The 17,990-nt window shown below is 43.6% G+C and carries 13 protein-coding genes; 5 read left to right on the forward strand and 8 right to left on the reverse strand.

Going from position 1 to position 17,990, the window contains the following annotated elements; all coding sequences use genetic code 11:
• Nucleotides 1-9: 9 nt before the first annotated feature.
• Both O3A65_01635 and O3A65_01640 read left to right on the forward strand, forming a co-directional pair.
• Nucleotides 10-2,751 (forward strand): PD-(D/E)XK nuclease family protein, encoded by a 2,742-nt coding sequence (locus tag O3A65_01635; GenBank protein ID MDA1331161.1) that lies wholly within the window; start codon nt 10-12, stop codon nt 2,749-2,751.
• Nucleotides 2,718-5,993 (forward strand): UvrD-helicase domain-containing protein, encoded by a 3,276-nt coding sequence (locus O3A65_01640; protein ID MDA1331162.1) that lies wholly within the window; start codon nt 2,718-2,720, stop codon nt 5,991-5,993. Before O3A65_01635 ends, O3A65_01640 begins: the two co-directional genes overlap by 34 nt.
• Here the strand turns inward: O3A65_01640 and O3A65_01645 are convergent.
• From O3A65_01645 to O3A65_01665, 5 genes are read right to left on the reverse strand one after another with little or no spacing between them, the layout of a single operon-like run.
• Nucleotides 5,990-6,370 (reverse strand): carboxymuconolactone decarboxylase family protein, encoded by a 381-nt coding sequence (locus O3A65_01645; protein ID MDA1331163.1) that lies wholly within the window; start codon nt 6,368-6,370, stop codon nt 5,990-5,992. The genes O3A65_01640 and O3A65_01645 overlap by 4 nt on opposite strands.
• Nucleotides 6,363-7,283, reverse strand: a complete 921-nt coding sequence (locus O3A65_01650) for an NAD(P)-dependent oxidoreductase (protein ID MDA1331164.1) — start codon at nt 7,281-7,283, stop codon at nt 6,363-6,365. Before O3A65_01650 ends, O3A65_01645 begins: the two co-directional genes overlap by 8 nt.
• Nucleotides 7,284-7,332: 49 nt before the next feature.
• On the reverse strand, nt 7,333-8,103 hold the full coding sequence (locus tag O3A65_01655) for an SDR family NAD(P)-dependent oxidoreductase (protein MDA1331165.1): 771 nt from the start codon (nt 8,101-8,103) through the stop codon (nt 7,333-7,335).
• Between the two features lie 17 nt (nt 8,104-8,120).
• Nucleotides 8,121-9,809 carry an amidohydrolase family protein gene (locus O3A65_01660; protein MDA1331166.1) on the reverse strand — a complete coding sequence of 563 codons (1,689 nt, stop codon included), beginning with the start codon at nt 9,807-9,809 and terminating at the stop codon, nt 8,121-8,123.
• Between the two features lie 26 nt (nt 9,810-9,835).
• Nucleotides 9,836-10,810, reverse strand: a complete 975-nt coding sequence (locus tag O3A65_01665) for a S1C family serine protease (GenBank protein ID MDA1331167.1) — start codon at nt 10,808-10,810, stop codon at nt 9,836-9,838.
• Between the two features lie 235 nt (nt 10,811-11,045).
• Between O3A65_01665 and O3A65_01670 the strand changes: the two genes are divergently transcribed.
• Entirely contained in the window at nt 11,046-11,936 is an 891-nt protein-coding gene (locus O3A65_01670; protein ID MDA1331168.1) for a glycosyl transferase, read from the forward strand.
• A 153-nt stretch (nt 11,937-12,089) separates the two neighbouring features.
• On the opposite strand, the gene O3A65_01675 is transcribed toward O3A65_01670, so the two are convergent.
• The 3 genes from O3A65_01675 to O3A65_01685 form a co-directional block, all read right to left on the reverse strand.
• Nucleotides 12,090-12,311 carry a TIGR02450 family Trp-rich protein gene (locus tag O3A65_01675; GenBank protein ID MDA1331169.1) on the reverse strand — a complete coding sequence of 74 codons (222 nt, stop codon included), beginning with the start codon at nt 12,309-12,311 and terminating at the stop codon, nt 12,090-12,092.
• A 157-nt stretch (nt 12,312-12,468) separates the two neighbouring features.
• The gene (locus O3A65_01680; protein MDA1331170.1) at nt 12,469-13,260 is read right to left on the reverse strand and encodes a fatty acid hydroxylase family protein; all 792 of its coding nucleotides are present in this window, start codon (nt 13,258-13,260) and stop codon (nt 12,469-12,471) included.
• Nucleotides 13,261-13,368: 108 nt separating this feature from the next.
• Nucleotides 13,369-15,657 (reverse strand): NADP-dependent malic enzyme, encoded by a 2,289-nt coding sequence (locus tag O3A65_01685; GenBank protein ID MDA1331171.1) that lies wholly within the window; start codon nt 15,655-15,657, stop codon nt 13,369-13,371.
• A gap of 304 nt (nt 15,658-15,961) precedes the next feature.
• Here O3A65_01685 and O3A65_01690 point away from each other — a divergent pair, with 304 nt between their 5' ends.
• Nucleotides 15,962-16,168, forward strand: a complete 207-nt coding sequence (locus tag O3A65_01690; GenBank protein MDA1331172.1) for a cold-shock protein — start codon at nt 15,962-15,964, stop codon at nt 16,166-16,168.
• A gap of 180 nt (nt 16,169-16,348) precedes the next feature.
• Complete coding sequence (locus O3A65_01695; GenBank protein MDA1331173.1) at nt 16,349-17,959, forward strand: AMP-binding protein; 1,611 nt, start codon at nt 16,349-16,351, stop codon at nt 17,957-17,959.
• Nucleotides 17,960-17,990 lie beyond the last annotated feature (31 nt).

A 17,990-nucleotide genomic window follows, 5' to 3' on the forward strand; every position in this document is an offset into this window, starting at 1 on the left:
ATAGGTCCTATGAAAGGAATTTTAAGACACGATAAGGTATGGCCCCACCAGCTGATTGATGTTTTGGCCTCACGGATTCTGAATGATTCAGATTCTGATGATGGGTTTGATTTTTCCGATATTGTTGTTGTCTTGCCATCTTTAAGCGCAGCTTCTGCTTGTTCACATCGCTTGTTGGCGTTGACCGGCACCGGAGTGCTTCTTCCATTTTTTACCACCTTTGATGCTTGGTCACGCCAAGTGGATCTACCTTTTGGAGTGGAAGCCAAGCGTTACCGTGAGCTTCTGATTTATCACGAACTACAGAAGTATCAATGGCTAGATCAGGGCAATAATTGGAATTTAGCAGTGGATATGGCTGAGCTGATCGGTGAGTTGGACTTGTATCAACCTGGTATCGATTTAGACTTGGAGGCGTTGAGTGACCGATTCAGTCAGGCCTATCAAACTCGTTCCCCAAAACTCGTTGGATTTGAAGCACGCTTGTTATTTGATACGTGGAATGCTTTTGCTGGCGTTCGAGAGGGGCAGGCATCGGAACAATATGCCTATCGTTACCGCCTCTCGCGTCTGTTAGAACGTGAGACGCGACGGTTATATGTTCTAAAGTACCCTGAGCTGAGTTCTGTCGAACAAAGTTTTATAGAGAATTATGCCAGCCGAAATTGCGCCACTGTTTTAGAGGCTGACGTGAGTACTGCCAGCGGTGACGCGAGAGCCGAATTTTGTAGAAGCGTTTATCAAAACGAAACTAAAAAACTGCTGGTAACACAATCCGAAACGATCCGTCTGAAAGATAGTCCATGGTCGTCTACGATCAATTATTTCTCTGCGATTAGCCTAGATCAAGAGGTTCGGGCTATTAAAATTAAAATTCAACAATGGCTAGCAGCGGGCAAAAAGAATATTGCAATTGTAGCGTTTGACCGGAAGGTCGCTCGTCGTCTTAGGGCGCTCTTGCAGCAGTCTGAAATTCTAGTACGAGACGAATTTGGATGGAAAATGTCGACGACGTCTGTTGCTACTACGCTCGTTGATTGGTTGGAATTGCTTGCATGTGATTTAGAGGTAACCAAGTTAATTCGTTTTTTAAAGCGGCCGACGATCAGTCAGATGTTTGGAGCAGATCAATTTCGAGTGGCTTTAGAAAATGCTTTAAAAAAAAATAGAAAAGAGACTACTGCGATCGGTTTTCATAAGGTAGCTAGAGAAGTTGGTATTGACCAGGCGCGAGAAGTTGCTGACAAGCTCTTTGAAGTGAAGCGTCAATTCGATAGTCTAAGATCGAGAAATCATCGGAATTGGATACGCGCTGTTTTGGTGAGCCTGGAGTTTGCTGATATTAAAGTTATCCTCAAACAAGATGACGCCGGGATCCAGCTTTTGCAATTGCTAGATACGTTAGAAGCGGAGCTCAATCATTTTGATCGAAAAGTTAGTTTTACCACTTGGCTGGATTGGTTCAAAGCGCAACTGGAAGCTAGCACCTTCAAAGACGCACAAATAGACAGTCCGATTAGCTTTACCCACCTCAGCGCCGCACGACTCAGAAGCTTTGATGGAGTAATTTTTGCTGGAGCTGATGATATTAATTTTCCATTAGCTCAGTTCAAAAGTGTTCATTTTGGAGATGGAGTTCGAGCTCAGCTAGATTTGAGAACGAGAGAGGACTTTATATATGCAGATAAGGTCGATTTACTTGGATGTTTACTCTTAAGCCAAACAGTCTTTGTTACCTGGCAAAGACAAAAAGATAACGAGGATAATCTTTTAAGCCCTTGGTTTGAAAATTTTAGGTTGTACCACACAATGCTTTGGGGGGATGACCTCAGAGACGAAGAGTTAGAGTCACAACTTCACTTTTTCGAAGCTCGGCAAAGGCAATTGCAAGACAAGCATGAGCCTTTACCCGAGCCTCATATTAGTATCGTCTCATCAGAAATTCCGACTCAAATATCAGTCAGGAGTTATCAAAGTTTGCTCGATTGTCCTTATCAGTTTTTTGTGCAATATGTGTTGCGGACTCGAGAGCCCGATTCGCTTGATGCGGATCCAAGTAAGCGCGAATTGGGTAAGGTCATTCATAAGGTTCTTGAGAAATTTCATACTCGATATCCGAAATGTATCAACGTTGACTTAGAAGTTCTGCAACAGGAAATGATCAATATTGCCCGTGACACGTTGGCAGCGCTTGTTGGATCGAGAGGCATCGTTCACGGTTGGATGACTCGGCTTCGTGGTTTGTTTGAACATTACCTTGAGTGGCAAGTGCAGAGGGAAAAAGATGGCTGGACCATTGTTGAAATGGAAGCAGATTTCGAGCGGAATTTCATGACTGAAGGTGGTATATCTAGAAAATTTTTCGGTAGGGTGGATCGAATTGATGAGCAGAGTGTCAATGGAGACCGAAAGCGGGTAGTCATTGATTATAAATCTCGGGCTAAGGGTATTTTAAAAAAGATTATTTCTTCTTACGATGAGGATACTCAATTGATATCGTATGTGTCCCTACAACCCGATAATAAAACTAAGGCGATGTACCTTGCTTTAGATAAAAATGCTGTAGATGTTGTGGAGTTAGAAACACAAGATATTGAATCCTCCATTGAGGAGCATTTAAATCGGTTAGAGAGTCTTTTTAGTCAGATGGAAAAAGGTCAGGTATTACCCGCAAATGGCGCACCGTCTATTTGTCGCTTCTGTGATGTGCAGGGCTTATGCCGAAAGGATTTTTCTTGGCTACCCGAGTGAATCCTAGGCTCAGTAACAAAGCGTTTGTTCTTGATCCGCGCAACGACGTGATTATTGAGGCGTGTGCAGGATCTGGTAAGACGTGGTTACTGACTTCGCGGATTATTAGATTACTTTTGTCAGGAACCAAATCGTCGGAAATATTAGCGATTACCTTTACTCGTAAAGCGGCTCAAGAAATGAGATCCCGTTTAACCGATTGGTTGAGAACGCTGACTATTTCTGATGACGAGCAAGTTAGAGAGTTTTTAATAGAGCGAGGTGTCAGCCTTGATGATGTAGACGCATGTATTCCTCGCGCCAGAAAACTCTATCGAGAATATTTGTCTACCCCTTCCGGCGTGAATGTGAATACATTTCATGGATGGTTTTTACAAATTCTACAGTTGGCCCCATGGGCAGCTCAATCAGGCCGTGGTCGGGAGTTATCAGATAGTGACGGTTTGATTCTCCGCGACGCATTAGAGTTATTTTTTAAAAATATTTCCTTTAATAGAGATGTCAGTGATGCTCTTGATTATCTTTATGGGATATATGAGCTTCAGAATACAAGTGAGATACTTGAGCGATTCGTGGCGAGTCGGTTGGATTGGTGGGCCAGTTTGGAAAGCAGTGAAATTCGAGAAACTGTGCTGGCTTGGCGTAGCAATCAAAATAAAGATCCTTTAGATGACTTTCTATGCGACCAGACATTTCTCTCTAATTTTGTCGAATTTAAGATTTTGATTAAAAAAAACAAACTACCCAGTGAGATGGAGGCGCTTGAAGTACTGGAATCGATTGAAGCATTCGATAATCCTGAGGGTTGGTTTGTGTGTTTGCAAAAATTATCTAAAAAAAGGGGGTTATTGCAAGCCATGATAAGCAGGATGGGGGTTGCTGATGCGGAGAGTTACGTTCGTGTTAGTGCAGACTTAAAGGCCCTCGTAGATCAGCTGAAGGCAGTACGAGTAGAGTGGTTTGCTGCTCAGTTAGATCGTGCTGTGAAAATCGTCGGAGATTGCTTACTTAAAACATTTCAGTCGGTTAAGAGTAGTTCTAACATCATAGATTTTGCAGATCTTGAATGGAATGTCAGATCATTACTTCTAGATGATGATCAGGCAGATTTTGTACTGCATCGGTTAGATTCTCGCTATACGCATTTGTTGGTTGATGAGTTTCAAGATACGAACCCAATTCAGTGGACTATTCTGAAATCTTGGATCGATGCTTCGAATCAAGCAGGCACAGCCATTAAGTTATTTTTTGTGGGGGACCCAAAGCAATCGATTTATCGCTTCAGAAGGGCTGAGCCAAGGCTTTTTGGGGTGGCAGAGAAGCTAATTGTATCTGACTTGGGCGGACGTAAGGTTATTCAAAATCAGAGTTATCGAAATGCTCCTGGAATTACAGAATTGGTTAATACGTGTTTTGAAACTAGGATCAACAACTTCGTCCCGCAACAGTCGGTGTATACAGAACTATCCTCGGAGTTAGCAGTATTGCCATTGGTTGAGGCGGTTGGGCCTGTGGACGCTTGCGATGTCTCTCGCTGGAGAAATCCTCTGTTATCTTCCAGGTTAGAGCAAATGGATGACCGGTATCTTCAAGAAGGTCTAATGATTGGGGAAAAGATTCACTTGTTAATCTTGAGCAAAGCTATCGACGACGAAGGCGGGTGTCGCTCTATTAGGTTTTCAGACATTATGATTCTTCTGCGGCGTCGGACGCACTTAAAGAGCTATGAGGACGCACTCAGAACATCAGGTATCCCATTTTTCAGTCAAAGGAATGGATCACTTTTAGAGTCGCTGGAGATTCAAAGCGTCATTTCGCTATTACAGTTTCTCCTGACGCCGCACGTTGATCACTATTTGATTCATGTCCTTAAGTCACCGATATTTTCGTTTGATGATGCTGCATTAAAAACCTTTATTAAACGCGGTGATCAATCCATTTGGAGCATATTGGTCGACGGTCAAGGCTGTGAACAATCGAACTCTTTAGCTGAATTTGATTCGGCTGTAAGATGTTTGTCTAGTTGGATTAAAAATATCGACACGGTACCGGCCCATGATTTACTAGACATGATTTACGGAGAATCCGATCTAATCAATCGATATGCCGGCCATGCATTATCGCACCTCGCTGAGCGTGTACGATCAAACCTAATTGCATTTTTGGAGTACTCACTAGATTTTTCTGCTGGGCGATATCCTAGTTTGGAGCGTTTCCTCGAGAAAATTCGATTAGTGCGAGCAGAGGAGGGAGTGGGTCCGGGGGAGGGGCTGCAGTCGGCGTCTCTGAATGCTGTTCGTATTATGACGATTCATGGTGCGAAGGGGTTAGAGGCCCCTATTGTTTTTTTGGCTGATGCCGATGCTGCAGTAGGTGTTGATAATTGGGACATTCTGGTGGATTGGACGCCCGGAGAAAAAGAGACGAATCATTTTTCAGTCTATAGTTCAAAGATACAGCGAGGAGAAGCGCGATCTGAGTTGTTTGCGCGTCACGAAGCTCTTAATAGAGTAGAAGATACTAATCTATTGTATGTCGCTGTAACACGTGCACGTCAGGCATTTTTTGTGTCTGGTGTAGCACAACCAAGAGAAAATCCAAATTCATGGTATTCCTTATTACGAGATGCAATACGGCAGTGCAGTCAGAATAAAGGTCTTGACGTAGTAGCCGAAGATATTAAGCTTAGAGAGAAAATAAATAGCGATAGCAGTTCTAAAGATATTATTGAAAGCGATGCCGTTGCCGAGCAGTTCTCGTTAGGAACAAGAAAAGAGCGTTGTACCAATTCCGATATTGAATTCGGGATACTGGTGCATAAAATTCTGGAAACTATAACTGCTGATGTTGACTTGATCAGTAAGGAGGCTACCCAGCAGCTATGTGGAGCGTCGTCGCCCAACTTTGACGCCGCTTGGGATGTTAGTCTTCGCATTGTGCAAGCCCCACAATTAAAGCGTTTCTTTATGCCGGGCAATTACCTTAAAGCTATGAATGAAGTTGCTTATGTGAATAATGACGGTAACATCAAGCGGATTGACCGTCTTGTTGAGTTTGATGATGAACTTTGGATTCTTGATTACAAAATTTCATCGGATCAAAGTGTGCACCCTAACCACGATATTCAAAGTCAATATAAAAAGCAGTTGACTCAATATCGCGATGACTTACTGCAGATTAAAAAGATGAAGCCGATTCGTATAGGGGTAGTTTTGAGTAGTGGTGAGCTGGTTGAGTTTTAAATGGCGGCTTCAGCATCGATTATTTCTTTAGCATTTTTAAATGAGTCAATAGCTGCAGGTACTCCGCCATAAATAGCCACTTGTAATAAAATTTCGCGAATCTCTGCTGTCGTCACTCCGTTCCTAAGCGCGCCGCGAATATGCAACTTAAATTCATTGGGGCGATTGAGTATGGCTAACATCGCGATATTCAGCATGCTTCTGGTTTTTTTGGGCAGTTCCTCACGACCCCAAACAGCTCCCCAACAGTATTCACTCACAAGTCTTTGCATGGGTTCATTGAATTCGTTTGCATTTGCAAGCGATTTTTCCACGTATTCCGATCCTAAAACATCTTTTCTGATTTTCAGGCCTTTTTGGTATAAGTCATCATTCATTATTTTCTCCTAGTGATTTTTTTCTGACTGCCACTTGTGCCCAATTCTCAACTAAACGGCAAAGAGAGGTGAAATCTGAATCGTCGCCAAACTCGGCTTTTGTGGCAGCTAACATTTGTCGAACAGTTGAACCTAGAAACATCGGAATGCCCATCGCTTCTGCCTCATCAATACATAGGCTTATATCCTTGTACGAGAGTCCTGTTGAAAAGCCAAAGTCAAATGTTCCAGTAAGGACTGATTTAGGAAACTTATGCTCAGTCGCTGTGTTTTTACCAGTACTGGCATTAATAATTTCAAGCATCTGCTCTGGATCTAGACCCGCTTTAGTTCCCATAACCATGGCTTCGGACGTGATCGCAATTGCTGCGCATGATAGTAGGTTGTTTGCAAGCTTCATGGACTGGGCTTGGCCTGCACTTTCGCCGACGTGATACGGTCTCCCGAAAATGTTTAAGAGATTCTGCTGTTCTTTGAATAGGATTTTTGGACACGCAACTATGACCGATAGTGTCCCTTCACGCGCACCTTTTACGCCACCACTAATTGGACAATCAATGTAAGCTATTTTTTGTTTTTTAACTAGATCATTAATGAACTTTGCAGCTCTCGCTCCAATGGTTGAAAAGTCGATGATCGTTTTAACTTGATCGCCATGTATCAAGCCTTTTTCTGAAGTCACTACCGCCTTAACAATATCTGGGTTTGGGAGACTAAGCATAATGACCTCCGCTCGGTGGCCCACATCGAGAGTAGATTTAGCACGTAGTCCGCCAAGGGCGACCGCGGCGTCCAATGCATCGTGGTTGGTGTCATAAATAATAATTTTTCTGCCAGACTCGATTAATCGTCGCAACATGGGTTGTCCCATCTTGCCTAAACCAATGAATCCTAGAGTTTGGTCTTTTGCCATAAAAGCTCCGCTAATTTTAAAGGTTTTTCTAAAATCGAAGCTGTAGTTGCTAGATGGGTATGCCTAAGTGTAGCCCAGCATCTACGAGAATGGTTTCTCCTGTGACCAATCTAGCTGAGGAGAGCAACCAAATAACGCTATCGGCAATATCCTCAGGCGTTGCTGCGGACCTTAAGGGTACTGTTTTTTCATAATTTTCAAGAAATGATTTATATTCTTTTTTCGAGAAGCGTTTTGAGTGCCACTCGGTATCTACAAGCCCAGGGCATACTGCATTGATGCGGATCTCCGGAGCCAGTGCACGGGCAAGTGCGACGGTCATTGCATTTAACGCTGCTTTGGAAGCGATGTATGCGGTAGAAGATCCAATTGCTTTTATTCCAGCAATAGAGGAGATGTTCACGACAGAGCCACGTGACGTTTTGAGATGCTCGGCGCACGCGCGAATCATCTGGTAGGAACCAACTACGTTGGTCGAGTATAAATCGATGAAGTCATTGGAGCTCAGAGCTTCGAGATCTCGAGGTGCGGCGAATTTGGTGATGCCTGCGTTATTAACCAGCCCATCAATCCTCCCCCATCTCTCTATTGCCTCGGCGGCTATTTTTTTGCAATCATCATCTAGGACGACATTACCTTGCGTCGTAATTGCGTCGCCTCCTAATTGTTTGCACTTTTTCGCTACTGCAAGCGCGCCTACTTGGCTTTTGTTGTAGTTAATGACTACTCGGGCGCCACATTTAGCCAAAACTTGCGCGCAGGCTGCGCCAACTCCAGTGCCCCCTCCGGTAATAATGATGACAGCGCCCTTTAGGTCCATATTGATTACCTTATGTTCTATCTTATAAGGCGTCCTGGTAGATTTCCAGTTTGTTCGTCTTGATGAATAATTTCTGTTCCAGATACAAATGTGTGACGGTAACCTCGCGCTCTTTGAATTAAGCGTTTTCCACCGGCAGGTAAATCATAGACAATCTCAGTATCTAATAACGATAACTGTTCATAATCAATAACATTAAGGTCTGCTTTGTATCCAGCTTGAATCAACCCTCGATCGAGAAGTCCATAGCCACTTGCGCTAATGGACGTATGTTTCTTTACTAAAAATTCTAAAGGAATTGTTGGTCCTCGTTTCCTGTCACGACTCCAGTGCGACAGCAAATAGGTTGGCGCACCCTCATCGCACACAGTACACACATGTGCTCCTCCATCACCGAGACCCATGATAGTGCCTTCGTCAAGCAACATTTCTCTTATTACCTCAAGATCACCATCAAAATAGTTTTCGAAAGTATGCGCCAGTAGCCCTTTGCCTTCGTTTTGAAGCATTCTGTCTAGGGCCACCTCGAAAGGACTTACGCTTTTCTTCCGAGCAATTTCGCAGATGTTATCTTCTGGTGAGGGCTCGTAATCAAACCCTTTATTCATTAAGAACGTCCTGGGCAACCATTCTTTAATCCGTCTTGTATGTTCGTCGTTAGGCAATTGGTGGATTAAATTGTGACGCAACTGTGCGTCATTTTTTATTCTTGAAAGACGTTCTAAAGGTGTGAGTGATGACAATTGTATCCATTTCGGATGCGTCGAAAACGGATTAATTGTGGTTTCGAGCCCCATAATGAGGACGATGGGTCGACAGCCTACTTGACCGGTGACGTTCAGACCTTGCGCTCGGGCTTGATGGATTTGATCTCGAGTTTGTCGCCAAAGATCGGGAGAATTATTAGTCTGGAGAAGTAGGATAGACAGAGGACGACCTGACACTTCGCTGACCATGCGCATGATTTCAAATTCACCTGGACCAAAGTCGGAGTTAACCTCAATAATCCCTTTGTCAGCACGTTTCATAGCAAGGGCTAATCCAAGGAGTTCAGCATGTTTTGCCGATAGGCTCGGCGTATTTTTTCCGTCACGACTCAAGTGTTTGGTTGTTCTGGACGTGGTAAATCCAATAGCTCCAGCGGTTAATGATTCCTCGAGCATCAAGCCCATAGACTCTATTTCTTCATCAGTGGGAATTGCATGGTGATCCGCTCCTCTTTCACCCATCACATAAAATCGCAGGGGGCCGTGCGGTACTTGAGCACCGATATCTATAGCTTTGGGGGACGAGTCAAGAACATCGAGGTATTGCGGAAAGGATTCCCAATTAAAATCCACACCTTCTGATAACACGGATCCAGGTATGTCTTCGACTCCTTCCATTAGATTGATCAGGTAGGGAACATCGTTTTTTCTAACTGGAGCGAATCCAACCCCACAATTTCCAAACACAGCAGTAGTGACGCCGTGAAACGTCGAAGGGGTTAAATACGGATCCCAGGTGACTTGCCCATCATAGTGTGTGTGTACATCAACGAATCCTGGGGTGACAAGGAGGCCATCCGCATCGACAATTCGTGCCGCTATGCCTAGATTATTGCCAACGCCATTTATGAGTCCATCTTTAATAGAGATGTCTCCTACGAATCGATCTTGTCCTGATCCATCGATAATTATTCCGTTTTTGATTAAAAGGTCATTCATCTGAGTATCTTACCAGCGAGTTTTTTTTAATGAGTTTTTGGTTTAAGAAGAAAATCATTTCTATCTACCGAATTAATTATAAATTGTAAGTAGTTTCCTTCTCGGTTTATATTTAGTGGCACTGAAACCCCTGCGGATCCAAGATTCCAAACAGATCGAAAGAAATTAGCGAGAGTAGACGTCTTGTCCTCGCCAATAGATATGATTTGATCTCCTTGTAAGATACCAGCGAGTTCCGCAGGGCCGTAACGAGCTAAGCTACTCACTATTAATTTCCCACCAATTTCCACTGTGTACATGCCGATCCAAGGCCTGGCAGGGGTTAATGGTCGTCCGAATTCTAATAGGTCACTTAGGATTGGTTCTAAAAGGTGGGTGGGTATAGCGAGATTGCCTTGTTGGCTTTGTCCTTCAAAAACTTCTTGAAGAAACAGTGAGCCTATTCCTATGACATGTCCTCGTCCATTAAATATGGCGGCGCCTCCCCATTGCGGATGGGGTGGCGAGGTGTAGATTGCTTCATCTAAAACATATTCCCAGTACCCAGCGAATTCGTCGACACGGACAATTTTTGAATGAAGGGCATGCTCAAGACCTCCGTGACTGACAAAGTAAACATCATCGGATGGCTTCATCAGATTACTTGTCTCGAGGTTTGAGGGCTCAATATGTAACTTTCCAAGAGCCTGTATCAAACCAAGTCCAGTCGCTTGATCATAAGCTACAACGTGTCCTGGGACACTTTGGTTAAGGTTCGTTGTTATCCAGACTGATTCGGCTTCCGTCAGAAGGTAGCCTACTGTAAGGATTAACCCATGTTCGTTAATCAAGACGCCACTGCCGATGCGTTCTGTTCCAAGAATGTCGGCCGTGAATGCTTCGGCCGATATCGCCGTTCGAACCTTTACAACAGAATTCACTGCTCTACTGAGGTTGAACGTCAGATTTTTTGAACTAGGCCTCAAAGATTGAGGGAATGTCCACTCGTCGGTATTTTGCATAGCGAATTCGGTTAATTGTACTATCTGTCTGGGCGGTCTCTTTTTATTTCACGCGGAACCCAAACGGTTAAAGAATAGAGTCAGCCGCTAATCGCGGCCTATTTCGCAAGCATAGACCACTTGATTTTTTAACTTTAGCCCCAATCTATGTTTGTAACAAGACGCCTTGCCATGAACTCCTAACAAAATGAACAGGAGCGCTCAAAACAAAATTTCTGCTACCTAAGGAATTGTCATGATTGCATATCTTATTCTGATTCATCGATATCCAGAACAATTTAAACGAATGTTTAAAGCAATCTATCATCCTCTTAATCATTATCTAGTTCATATAGATAAAAATGCAGGATATGAGCTTTTTGAAAATATTCAACTTTTTTTAAACGATTACCCGAACGCCACTACCCTTAAACAAGAGAAAGCATTATGGGGTGGTTATAGCTTAGTAAATATCGTACTTAGAGGAATGGTACATCTTTTAGAAACAAGTAAAGATTGGACGTATTTCATTAATCTTAGCGGCCAAGATTTCCCATTAAAAACCCAGGAGTTTATCCGTCAATTTTTAACTGAAAATTCAGGTAAAGAATACATTCGCGCATTCAATCAAGCTCAAATTCGCCCAGAAACTATGCATAGAGTATTAGACATATGCTTTGAGTTCGGAAACCGTATATATAGACCAAATATTTCTCGAAGATTCCTTAAAGGTGTGACTCCATATATTGGAACACAATGGATGATTGTAAGTAGAAGTTTTTGTGAGTTTGTATCAACGAGTACTGAGACTACGCGATACAAAAAATTCTACAAAAATTCATTTATATCAGATGAAGGTTTTTTCCAAACTATCATGATGAATAACGATTGCCATGGAGATATAGTACAAGATGATTTACGTTTTATTGATTGGGTTCCTGATGGAATGATCAAACTAAGGCCACGCACTTTTACTACCGCCGATACAAGACAGCTTATTATCAATTCTAATCTATTTGCTCGAAAATTTGATTCTACAGAGGATGCTGTTGTATTAGATGAAATTGAACTTCATTTAAGTGGCGGATTTCAGTACGAACTGCAACACGGTTTAACGAGGTGTGAAACACCTCGTGGGGTGTCTTGAATCCCAGCCGCTTTCTGGGCCGGTGATTCAATCTGTTTTTGATCATAGTCAACTCCTCATCGGTGACACTTTCCATGCGCCGCTTCTTGGGAATGTATTTGGCATTCCCCCAAACCTGTAGGCACTTTCACAGATGCGGATTTTCCGATCCAGTCAAACCCAACCCTGCCGCCACACGCTGTCGTCTTGCAAGTCACGCCAAGCAATGACCTGCACAGCTTTGGAAAACACCGCTTCGATCTCCACCTGTTCAATGGGATCGGCGGGCTGTTCGGGTTGAATGACGCGGCTGACCAAAAAGTGCTTTTGCTTGGCCACGGGTTTGACAGCTGTCCACTTGGTCAGCAGCAATTTTTTGGGGTTGAGCGGGTTCATACTCGAATTCCCTCAGGGCTTGCCCATTTTCAGCACCACCGCCTCGGCCAGTTCGATCACCGCCATGGCATAGTAGCTGCTGAGGACAGCTTAAAATCATTTTTTCTATTGGCAGTCTTTGCCTTAATAACGCAATACCTTTTAAGATGGTCGTTTTTTATATTGAGGCGGTTTGTTCAAGCTCGGCACCTTGGTCGGATAGAAATTGGCTCTTGATATGACTTTGATCGTATCCGTTAAAGAGATGTCCTAGCAAGCCGCGATCAAGGTCGCTGGTACCCATATACCAATCTGTGATTGGATAGGTTAAATTCATATTTCTGGCCATCATAATATGTTGGCTGTGGTGCGCGGCGTGGTGTCGACGAATTGTATTCACTAGAGGGCAATTGCGAACAAACCAATTCTCCTTAACGTGGCAACATAAATGAAAGGTTTCATAGTTTAAGTAATAAAAAGGCGTGGAAAGCATCAGTATATATCCAGCATTCGGGCTCCACAATTGACCTATCAGGAATGCTGGAGGGACAGTTCCAATCAGGAAAATTAACAGGGCATAAGGTGGAAATAAAACAATGCGCCATTCCCGGTTTGTATCGTACGTCATTCTTCTTGAGGTGAAATATTGGTGATGCTGATGTACATGTCGGTGAAACACTGGGATTATGGCCCCACCGAACCCCTTGATTGGTTTATGCATTGCATTTTTATGAATCCACCATTCGTTGAAGTTATAAATGATGACAATGGGTATTATCAATGAAATTTCTAACCAGTTAGGATTTTTAATGTGCCGCATACAAAAGGCTATGACGAGGAGTCCGGGCGCATATATTGATAGGAGGTGTCCCCAGCCTGTATACCAATTGGCTATATTTTTTTTATACTCGTCACGGAATAGACGTTGTTTTTCCGTCATTTCTCCAGAAAATAAATTTTGGTCAGACATCTTTACTTCCTTTTTATTGTGCGTGACAACTCTCGCGAATGTTTGTCGTTGCTTAAAATGAATGCGTCATTTATTCTATATTGAAATCCCATAAACTTAAAAAGTTATCTATCGAGCCATTGCGTTAACTCTAGAGGCGGCATCGACTGCCGCTAAAGCCGTCATATTAATGATTCTGCGAACCGTTGCGGTAGGAGTGATGATGTGCGCTGCCTTTTTAGTCCCCAATAGTATTGGGCCAACGGTTATCCCGTCACTACTAGCCATCTTCAGGAGATTAAAGGAAATATTAGCCGCTTCTAAGCTCGGCATGATCAATAGGTTTGCCTCACCTTTTAGTTTTGAGTCGGGATGTATTCGTTGTCGTATGATCTCGTTTAATGCCGCATCACCATGCATCTCTCCATCGATCTCCATAGTGGGGTCTAGTTTTTCTATGATATCGAGCGCAGCGCTCATTTTTTTCGCTGATGGGCTCTCGTCAATCCCGAAATTTGAGTGAGAGATAAGCGCAACTTTAGGTTTAAGGCCAAAACGCTTAACCTCATCAGCCGCCATAAGAGTTATTTCCGCAATTTCTTCAGTAGATGGATTGTGGTTAACGTACGTATCACTGATAAATAGCGTTCGATTCTGCATAGGTAATAAATTCATTGCTGCAAAAATAGACGTATTTTCTTTCTTGCCAATCACGTCAGCAACGTGTTTTAGATGATCTTTGTACCGTCCGATAGCCCCGCAGATTAGTGCATCGGCGTCCCCTCGTCGCACGAGCATAGCTGCAATGAGCGTTGTATGGCTTCTAACGGCCATCTTGGCATCATCAGGAGATACTCCTTTTTTTCTCATGATTTTATAGTATTCCTGCCAGGTTTCTTTGAAGCGTTCGTCGTTTTCTGGATTTACCACCTCAAAGTGTTGTCCAGCTTTTATTCTAAGTCCAGCTCTCTCAATTCTTGAATCGATAACGTCGGGTCGTCCAATGAGAATTGGAAGACAAAGTTTCTCATCGGAAAGCACTTGAACCGCTTGTAACACTCTTTCATCCTCACCTTCCGCGTAAATAACTTTCTTTAGATCAGCTTTCGCGGCTTCAAAGACTGGTTTCATCACAAAGCCAGTTTGATATACGAGGTTGGAAATTTTTTCCCGATAGGCCGACATATCTTTAATGGGGAGTGTTGCGACTCCGCTGTCCATCGCGGCCTGAGCAACTGCCGGCGCTATTAGAGTGATAAGTCGTGGGTCGAACGGTGTCGGGATAATATAGTCAGGACCGAAACTCAATTCTTGACCTTCATAAGCTGTTGCGACGATATCCGAGCGTTCGGCTTGAGCTAGGTCTGCGAGAGCGTAAACACACGCCAGTTTCATTTCCTCGGTGATTTTACTTGCACCGACGTCCAAAGCGCCTCTGAAGATAAATGGAAAACATAGAACGTTGTTGACCTGGTTTGGGTAATCAGAACGTCCCGTGGCGATCACAGCATCAGGGCGTACCGATTTGATTTCTTCGGGCATGATTTCCGGTGTGGGATTTGCGAGTGCCAAGATTAAGGGTTTATCTGCCATTTTGGCGACCCAATCTTTTTTGATCGTGCCTGGCCCTGATAGTCCGAGAAAGATATCAGCTCCTCGCATCGCTTGATCTACAGACACAAAGGGTGTGTCACTGGCATAGATGGCTTTATTCTCGTCCAGCGTACCACTGCGATTTTTAGAGAGCACGCCTTTTGAATCGCATACTATGATGTTTTCTTTTTTTATGCCTAGGATGGTGAGTAAATTAAGACATGCTATAGCTGCGGCACCTGCTCCTGCACAAACAAGTCGGACCTCGCCTAGGTTTTTACCGACTACCTTCAGCCCGTTAATGATCGCGGCACCTACGATAATCGCAGTTCCATGCTGATCATCGTGAAAGACAGGAATATTTAGTTTCTCTTTCAGTTTCTTCTCAATATAAAAACATTCTGGGGCTTTGATATCCTCTAGATTAATCCCTCCGAACGTGGGCTCTAATGCTGCAATAATATCGACTAATTTATCTGGGTCAGTCTCTGCCAACTCGATATCAAAAACGTCAATACCTGCAAATTTTTTAAATAAACATGCTTTACCTTCCATAACAGGCTTCCCTGCTAGCGGACCAATGTTGCCTAGGCCCAGCACAGCAGAACCATTGGTAATAACTGCGACTAGGTTCGCTCTGGAGGTGTATTTGGCAGCCAGGCTAGGGTCAGCTTCTATCGCTTTACATGCATAAGCGACCCCAGGTGAGTACGCGAGTGCCAGGTCTCGCTGATTGCTTAGCACTTTTGTTGGAACAACTGATATTTTTCCAGGTCTGGGGCTTTCGTGGTACTCGAGCGCAGCAGCTTTTAGTCCATCTGACATTCGTGTTTCCCTCTTTAGGTCGCGTGTGTTATCCTGTGCATCCTTATATTAATGATTGAGTGGTTGCAAAGCCACTAAAACATCTAAGAGTTTAAAGGTTGTGACGGCTAAAATTTATTTTGACGTGACTAGCTTTATACGTTGTAAGGCGCATGCAAGATTATCAAGCTGGGGAAGATATTTAACGATGTCGTACCAGTTTCTCACCTAATTAAGAAAATATTCTTAGTATCTGGTATCTGGTGAAAGACGGTCTCTTCTTGAAGTTTTGGCATTTATTTTATTATTTTCAAGGAAAGACATAATGAGTACTGGTACAGTTAAATGGTTTAATGATTCAAAAGGTTTCGGGTTTATCACTCCCAATGATGGCGGTAAAGATTTGTTTGTGCATTTTTCAGCAATTCAATCGAATGGCTTCAAGACCCTAGAAGAAAATCAAAAAGTATCGTATGACGTTACGAGCGGCCCTAAAGGCGATCAAGCGACTAATATCAAATCGATAGACTAATAGTTTAAAAGTTGTACTTTGACGGGAGCTTGTCTCCCGTCGAAAATTCTTCTGTAAAAAACCCTTCAATCTGCAATATAGAATATTTGGCTCGAGGTCTTAGCATAAATACCCTCAGGTAGGCCATCTGCCGCGCCAGTTTTTTGTTAACATTTCATTAACTTAAAAACGGCATGCCGCATGTTACTCAGAGCAAATTCCTATCAAGTACTGATTAGTCAATTTAAATGGCATGTGCCTCAATGCTACAACATAGCGTGGGATATATGCGACAAGTGGATTGAGAACGATAATCGTACAGCTATGGTGTACGAGACGGTCGATAGTATTCAAAAACGGTACACGTTTAAAGATATTTATCTACTATCGAATAAACTGGCAAACGTGTTTTCCGTATTTGGTCTGCGGCGCCTTGATCGGGTTGGTATTTTATTGCCGCAACGTCCTGAAGTGGCTGTGACGCACTTAGCGAGTTATCGGTCGGGCGCAATAGCGGTGCCGTTGTTTACACTTTTTGGCCAAGATGCTTTACGGTATCGATTGCGAGATTCTGGTGCAAAGTTTGTTGTTACCGATTCGGTTGGAGTAAATTCTATTGCTGCAATTCGAGACGAATTACCAGATCTGAAAATCGTTCTCAATGTCGACGGTGCCTGTGACGGTACAGAGGACTTTCACGGATTACTTCAGCGCGCCTCTGATTCGTTCGAATCAGTGCAAACGATGGCAGATGATCCGGCGATGATTATTTATACCTCAGGCACAACGGGCGACCCAAAGGGGGCACTGCTGCCACATCGTACGATGATTGGCCACATGCCGGGAGTTGAGTTTTCTCATGATTTTCTAGGGCAAGAAGGTGATTTGATTTGGTCTCCAGCAGATTGGGCTTGGATTGGCGGTCTAGTTGATGTGCTGTTTGCTGCATGGCAAGTAGGTGTTCCAGTCATTGCAAGACGTTTTGATAAGTTTGAACCTGATTTAGCGCTTGATTTGATGATCCGACATTCCATTACAAACGTATTTATGCCTCCAACTGCTTTGAGAATGATGCGGGCCATTCCAGTAAAAAATTTTAGTGCGTTAAAACTAAGATCGTTAGCTAGCGGAGGCGAGTCGTTGGGATTTGAGTTGCAGGATTGGTCCCAAAATGCATTAGGTATTTTTATTAATGAATTTTATGGGCAGACGGAATGCAATATGACGGTGAGTGGCTGCTCATCGCTTTATGCGTTAAAACCAGGATCGATTGGCCGCGCGGCGCCTGGGCACACAGTTGCAATTGTTGATGAGGATGGAAATGAAAAACCTCACGGACAGGCTGGTATGATCGCAGTGTCTGCACCGGACCCTGTAATGTTCCTTGGCTACTGGAACAACGAGCAGGCAACGAAGGAGAAATTTGTCGGTAACTGGCTCATTACGGGGGACACGGGATCTATTGATGATGAGGGCTATATTACATTTGTTGGACGTGATGATGATGTGATCACTAGTGGGGGGTATCGTATCGGGCCTGGCCCCATAGAAGATTGCTTGACTGCTCATCCATTTGTGCAATTAGCAGCTGTAGTCGGACAGCCTGACGAGACACGGACCGAGATTGTTAAGGCCTATGTCGTGTTGCGAGATGGTTACACTCCAGATACTAAATTAGTAGAAGAGTTGCAGGGATGGGTTCGGGAGCGGCTTTCAAAGCATGAGTATCCTAGAGAAATTGAGTTTTTGTCTGATTTGCCAAAAACTAATACCGGTAAGATTATCCGTCGTCTCTTACGAGACTCAAGCTGAGCCTTGGCTAGATTTGAGTCCCCATCGTATC

It is taken from the genome of Pseudomonadota bacterium (assembly GCA_027624715.1).
Taxonomy (GTDB): Bacteria; Pseudomonadota; Gammaproteobacteria; order Burkholderiales; family Eutrophovitaceae; genus Eutrophovita.

Excerpts from the sequence above, each read along its gene's own strand:
- O3A65_01635 (MDA1331161.1), top strand. The coding sequence starts at position 10 with ATGAAAGGAATTTTAAGACACGATAAGGTATGGCCCCACCAGCTGATT.
- O3A65_01640 (MDA1331162.1), top strand. The coding sequence starts at position 2,718 with ATGCCGAAAGGATTTTTCTTGGCTACCCGAGTGAATCCTAGGCTCAGT.
- O3A65_01645 (MDA1331163.1), bottom strand. The coding sequence starts at position 6,370 with ATGAATGATGACTTATACCAAAAAGGCCTGAAAATCAGAAAAGATGTT.
- O3A65_01650 (MDA1331164.1), bottom strand. The coding sequence starts at position 7,283 with ATGGCAAAAGACCAAACTCTAGGATTCATTGGTTTAGGCAAGATGGGA.
- O3A65_01655 (MDA1331165.1), bottom strand. The coding sequence starts at position 8,103 with ATGGACCTAAAGGGCGCTGTCATCATTATTACCGGAGGGGGCACTGGA.
- O3A65_01660 (MDA1331166.1), bottom strand. The coding sequence starts at position 9,809 with ATGAATGACCTTTTAATCAAAAACGGAATAATTATCGATGGATCAGGA.
- O3A65_01665 (MDA1331167.1), bottom strand. The coding sequence starts at position 10,810 with ATGCAAAATACCGACGAGTGGACATTCCCTCAATCTTTGAGGCCTAGT.
- O3A65_01670 (MDA1331168.1), top strand. The coding sequence starts at position 11,046 with ATGATTGCATATCTTATTCTGATTCATCGATATCCAGAACAATTTAAA.
- O3A65_01675 (MDA1331169.1), bottom strand. The coding sequence starts at position 12,311 with ATGAACCCGCTCAACCCCAAAAAATTGCTGCTGACCAAGTGGACAGCT.
- O3A65_01680 (MDA1331170.1), bottom strand. The coding sequence starts at position 13,260 with ATGTCTGACCAAAATTTATTTTCTGGAGAAATGACGGAAAAACAACGT.
- O3A65_01685 (MDA1331171.1), bottom strand. The coding sequence starts at position 15,657 with ATGTCAGATGGACTAAAAGCTGCTGCGCTCGAGTACCACGAAAGCCCC.
- O3A65_01690 (MDA1331172.1), top strand. The coding sequence starts at position 15,962 with ATGAGTACTGGTACAGTTAAATGGTTTAATGATTCAAAAGGTTTCGGG.
- O3A65_01695 (MDA1331173.1), top strand. The coding sequence starts at position 16,349 with ATGTTACTCAGAGCAAATTCCTATCAAGTACTGATTAGTCAATTTAAA.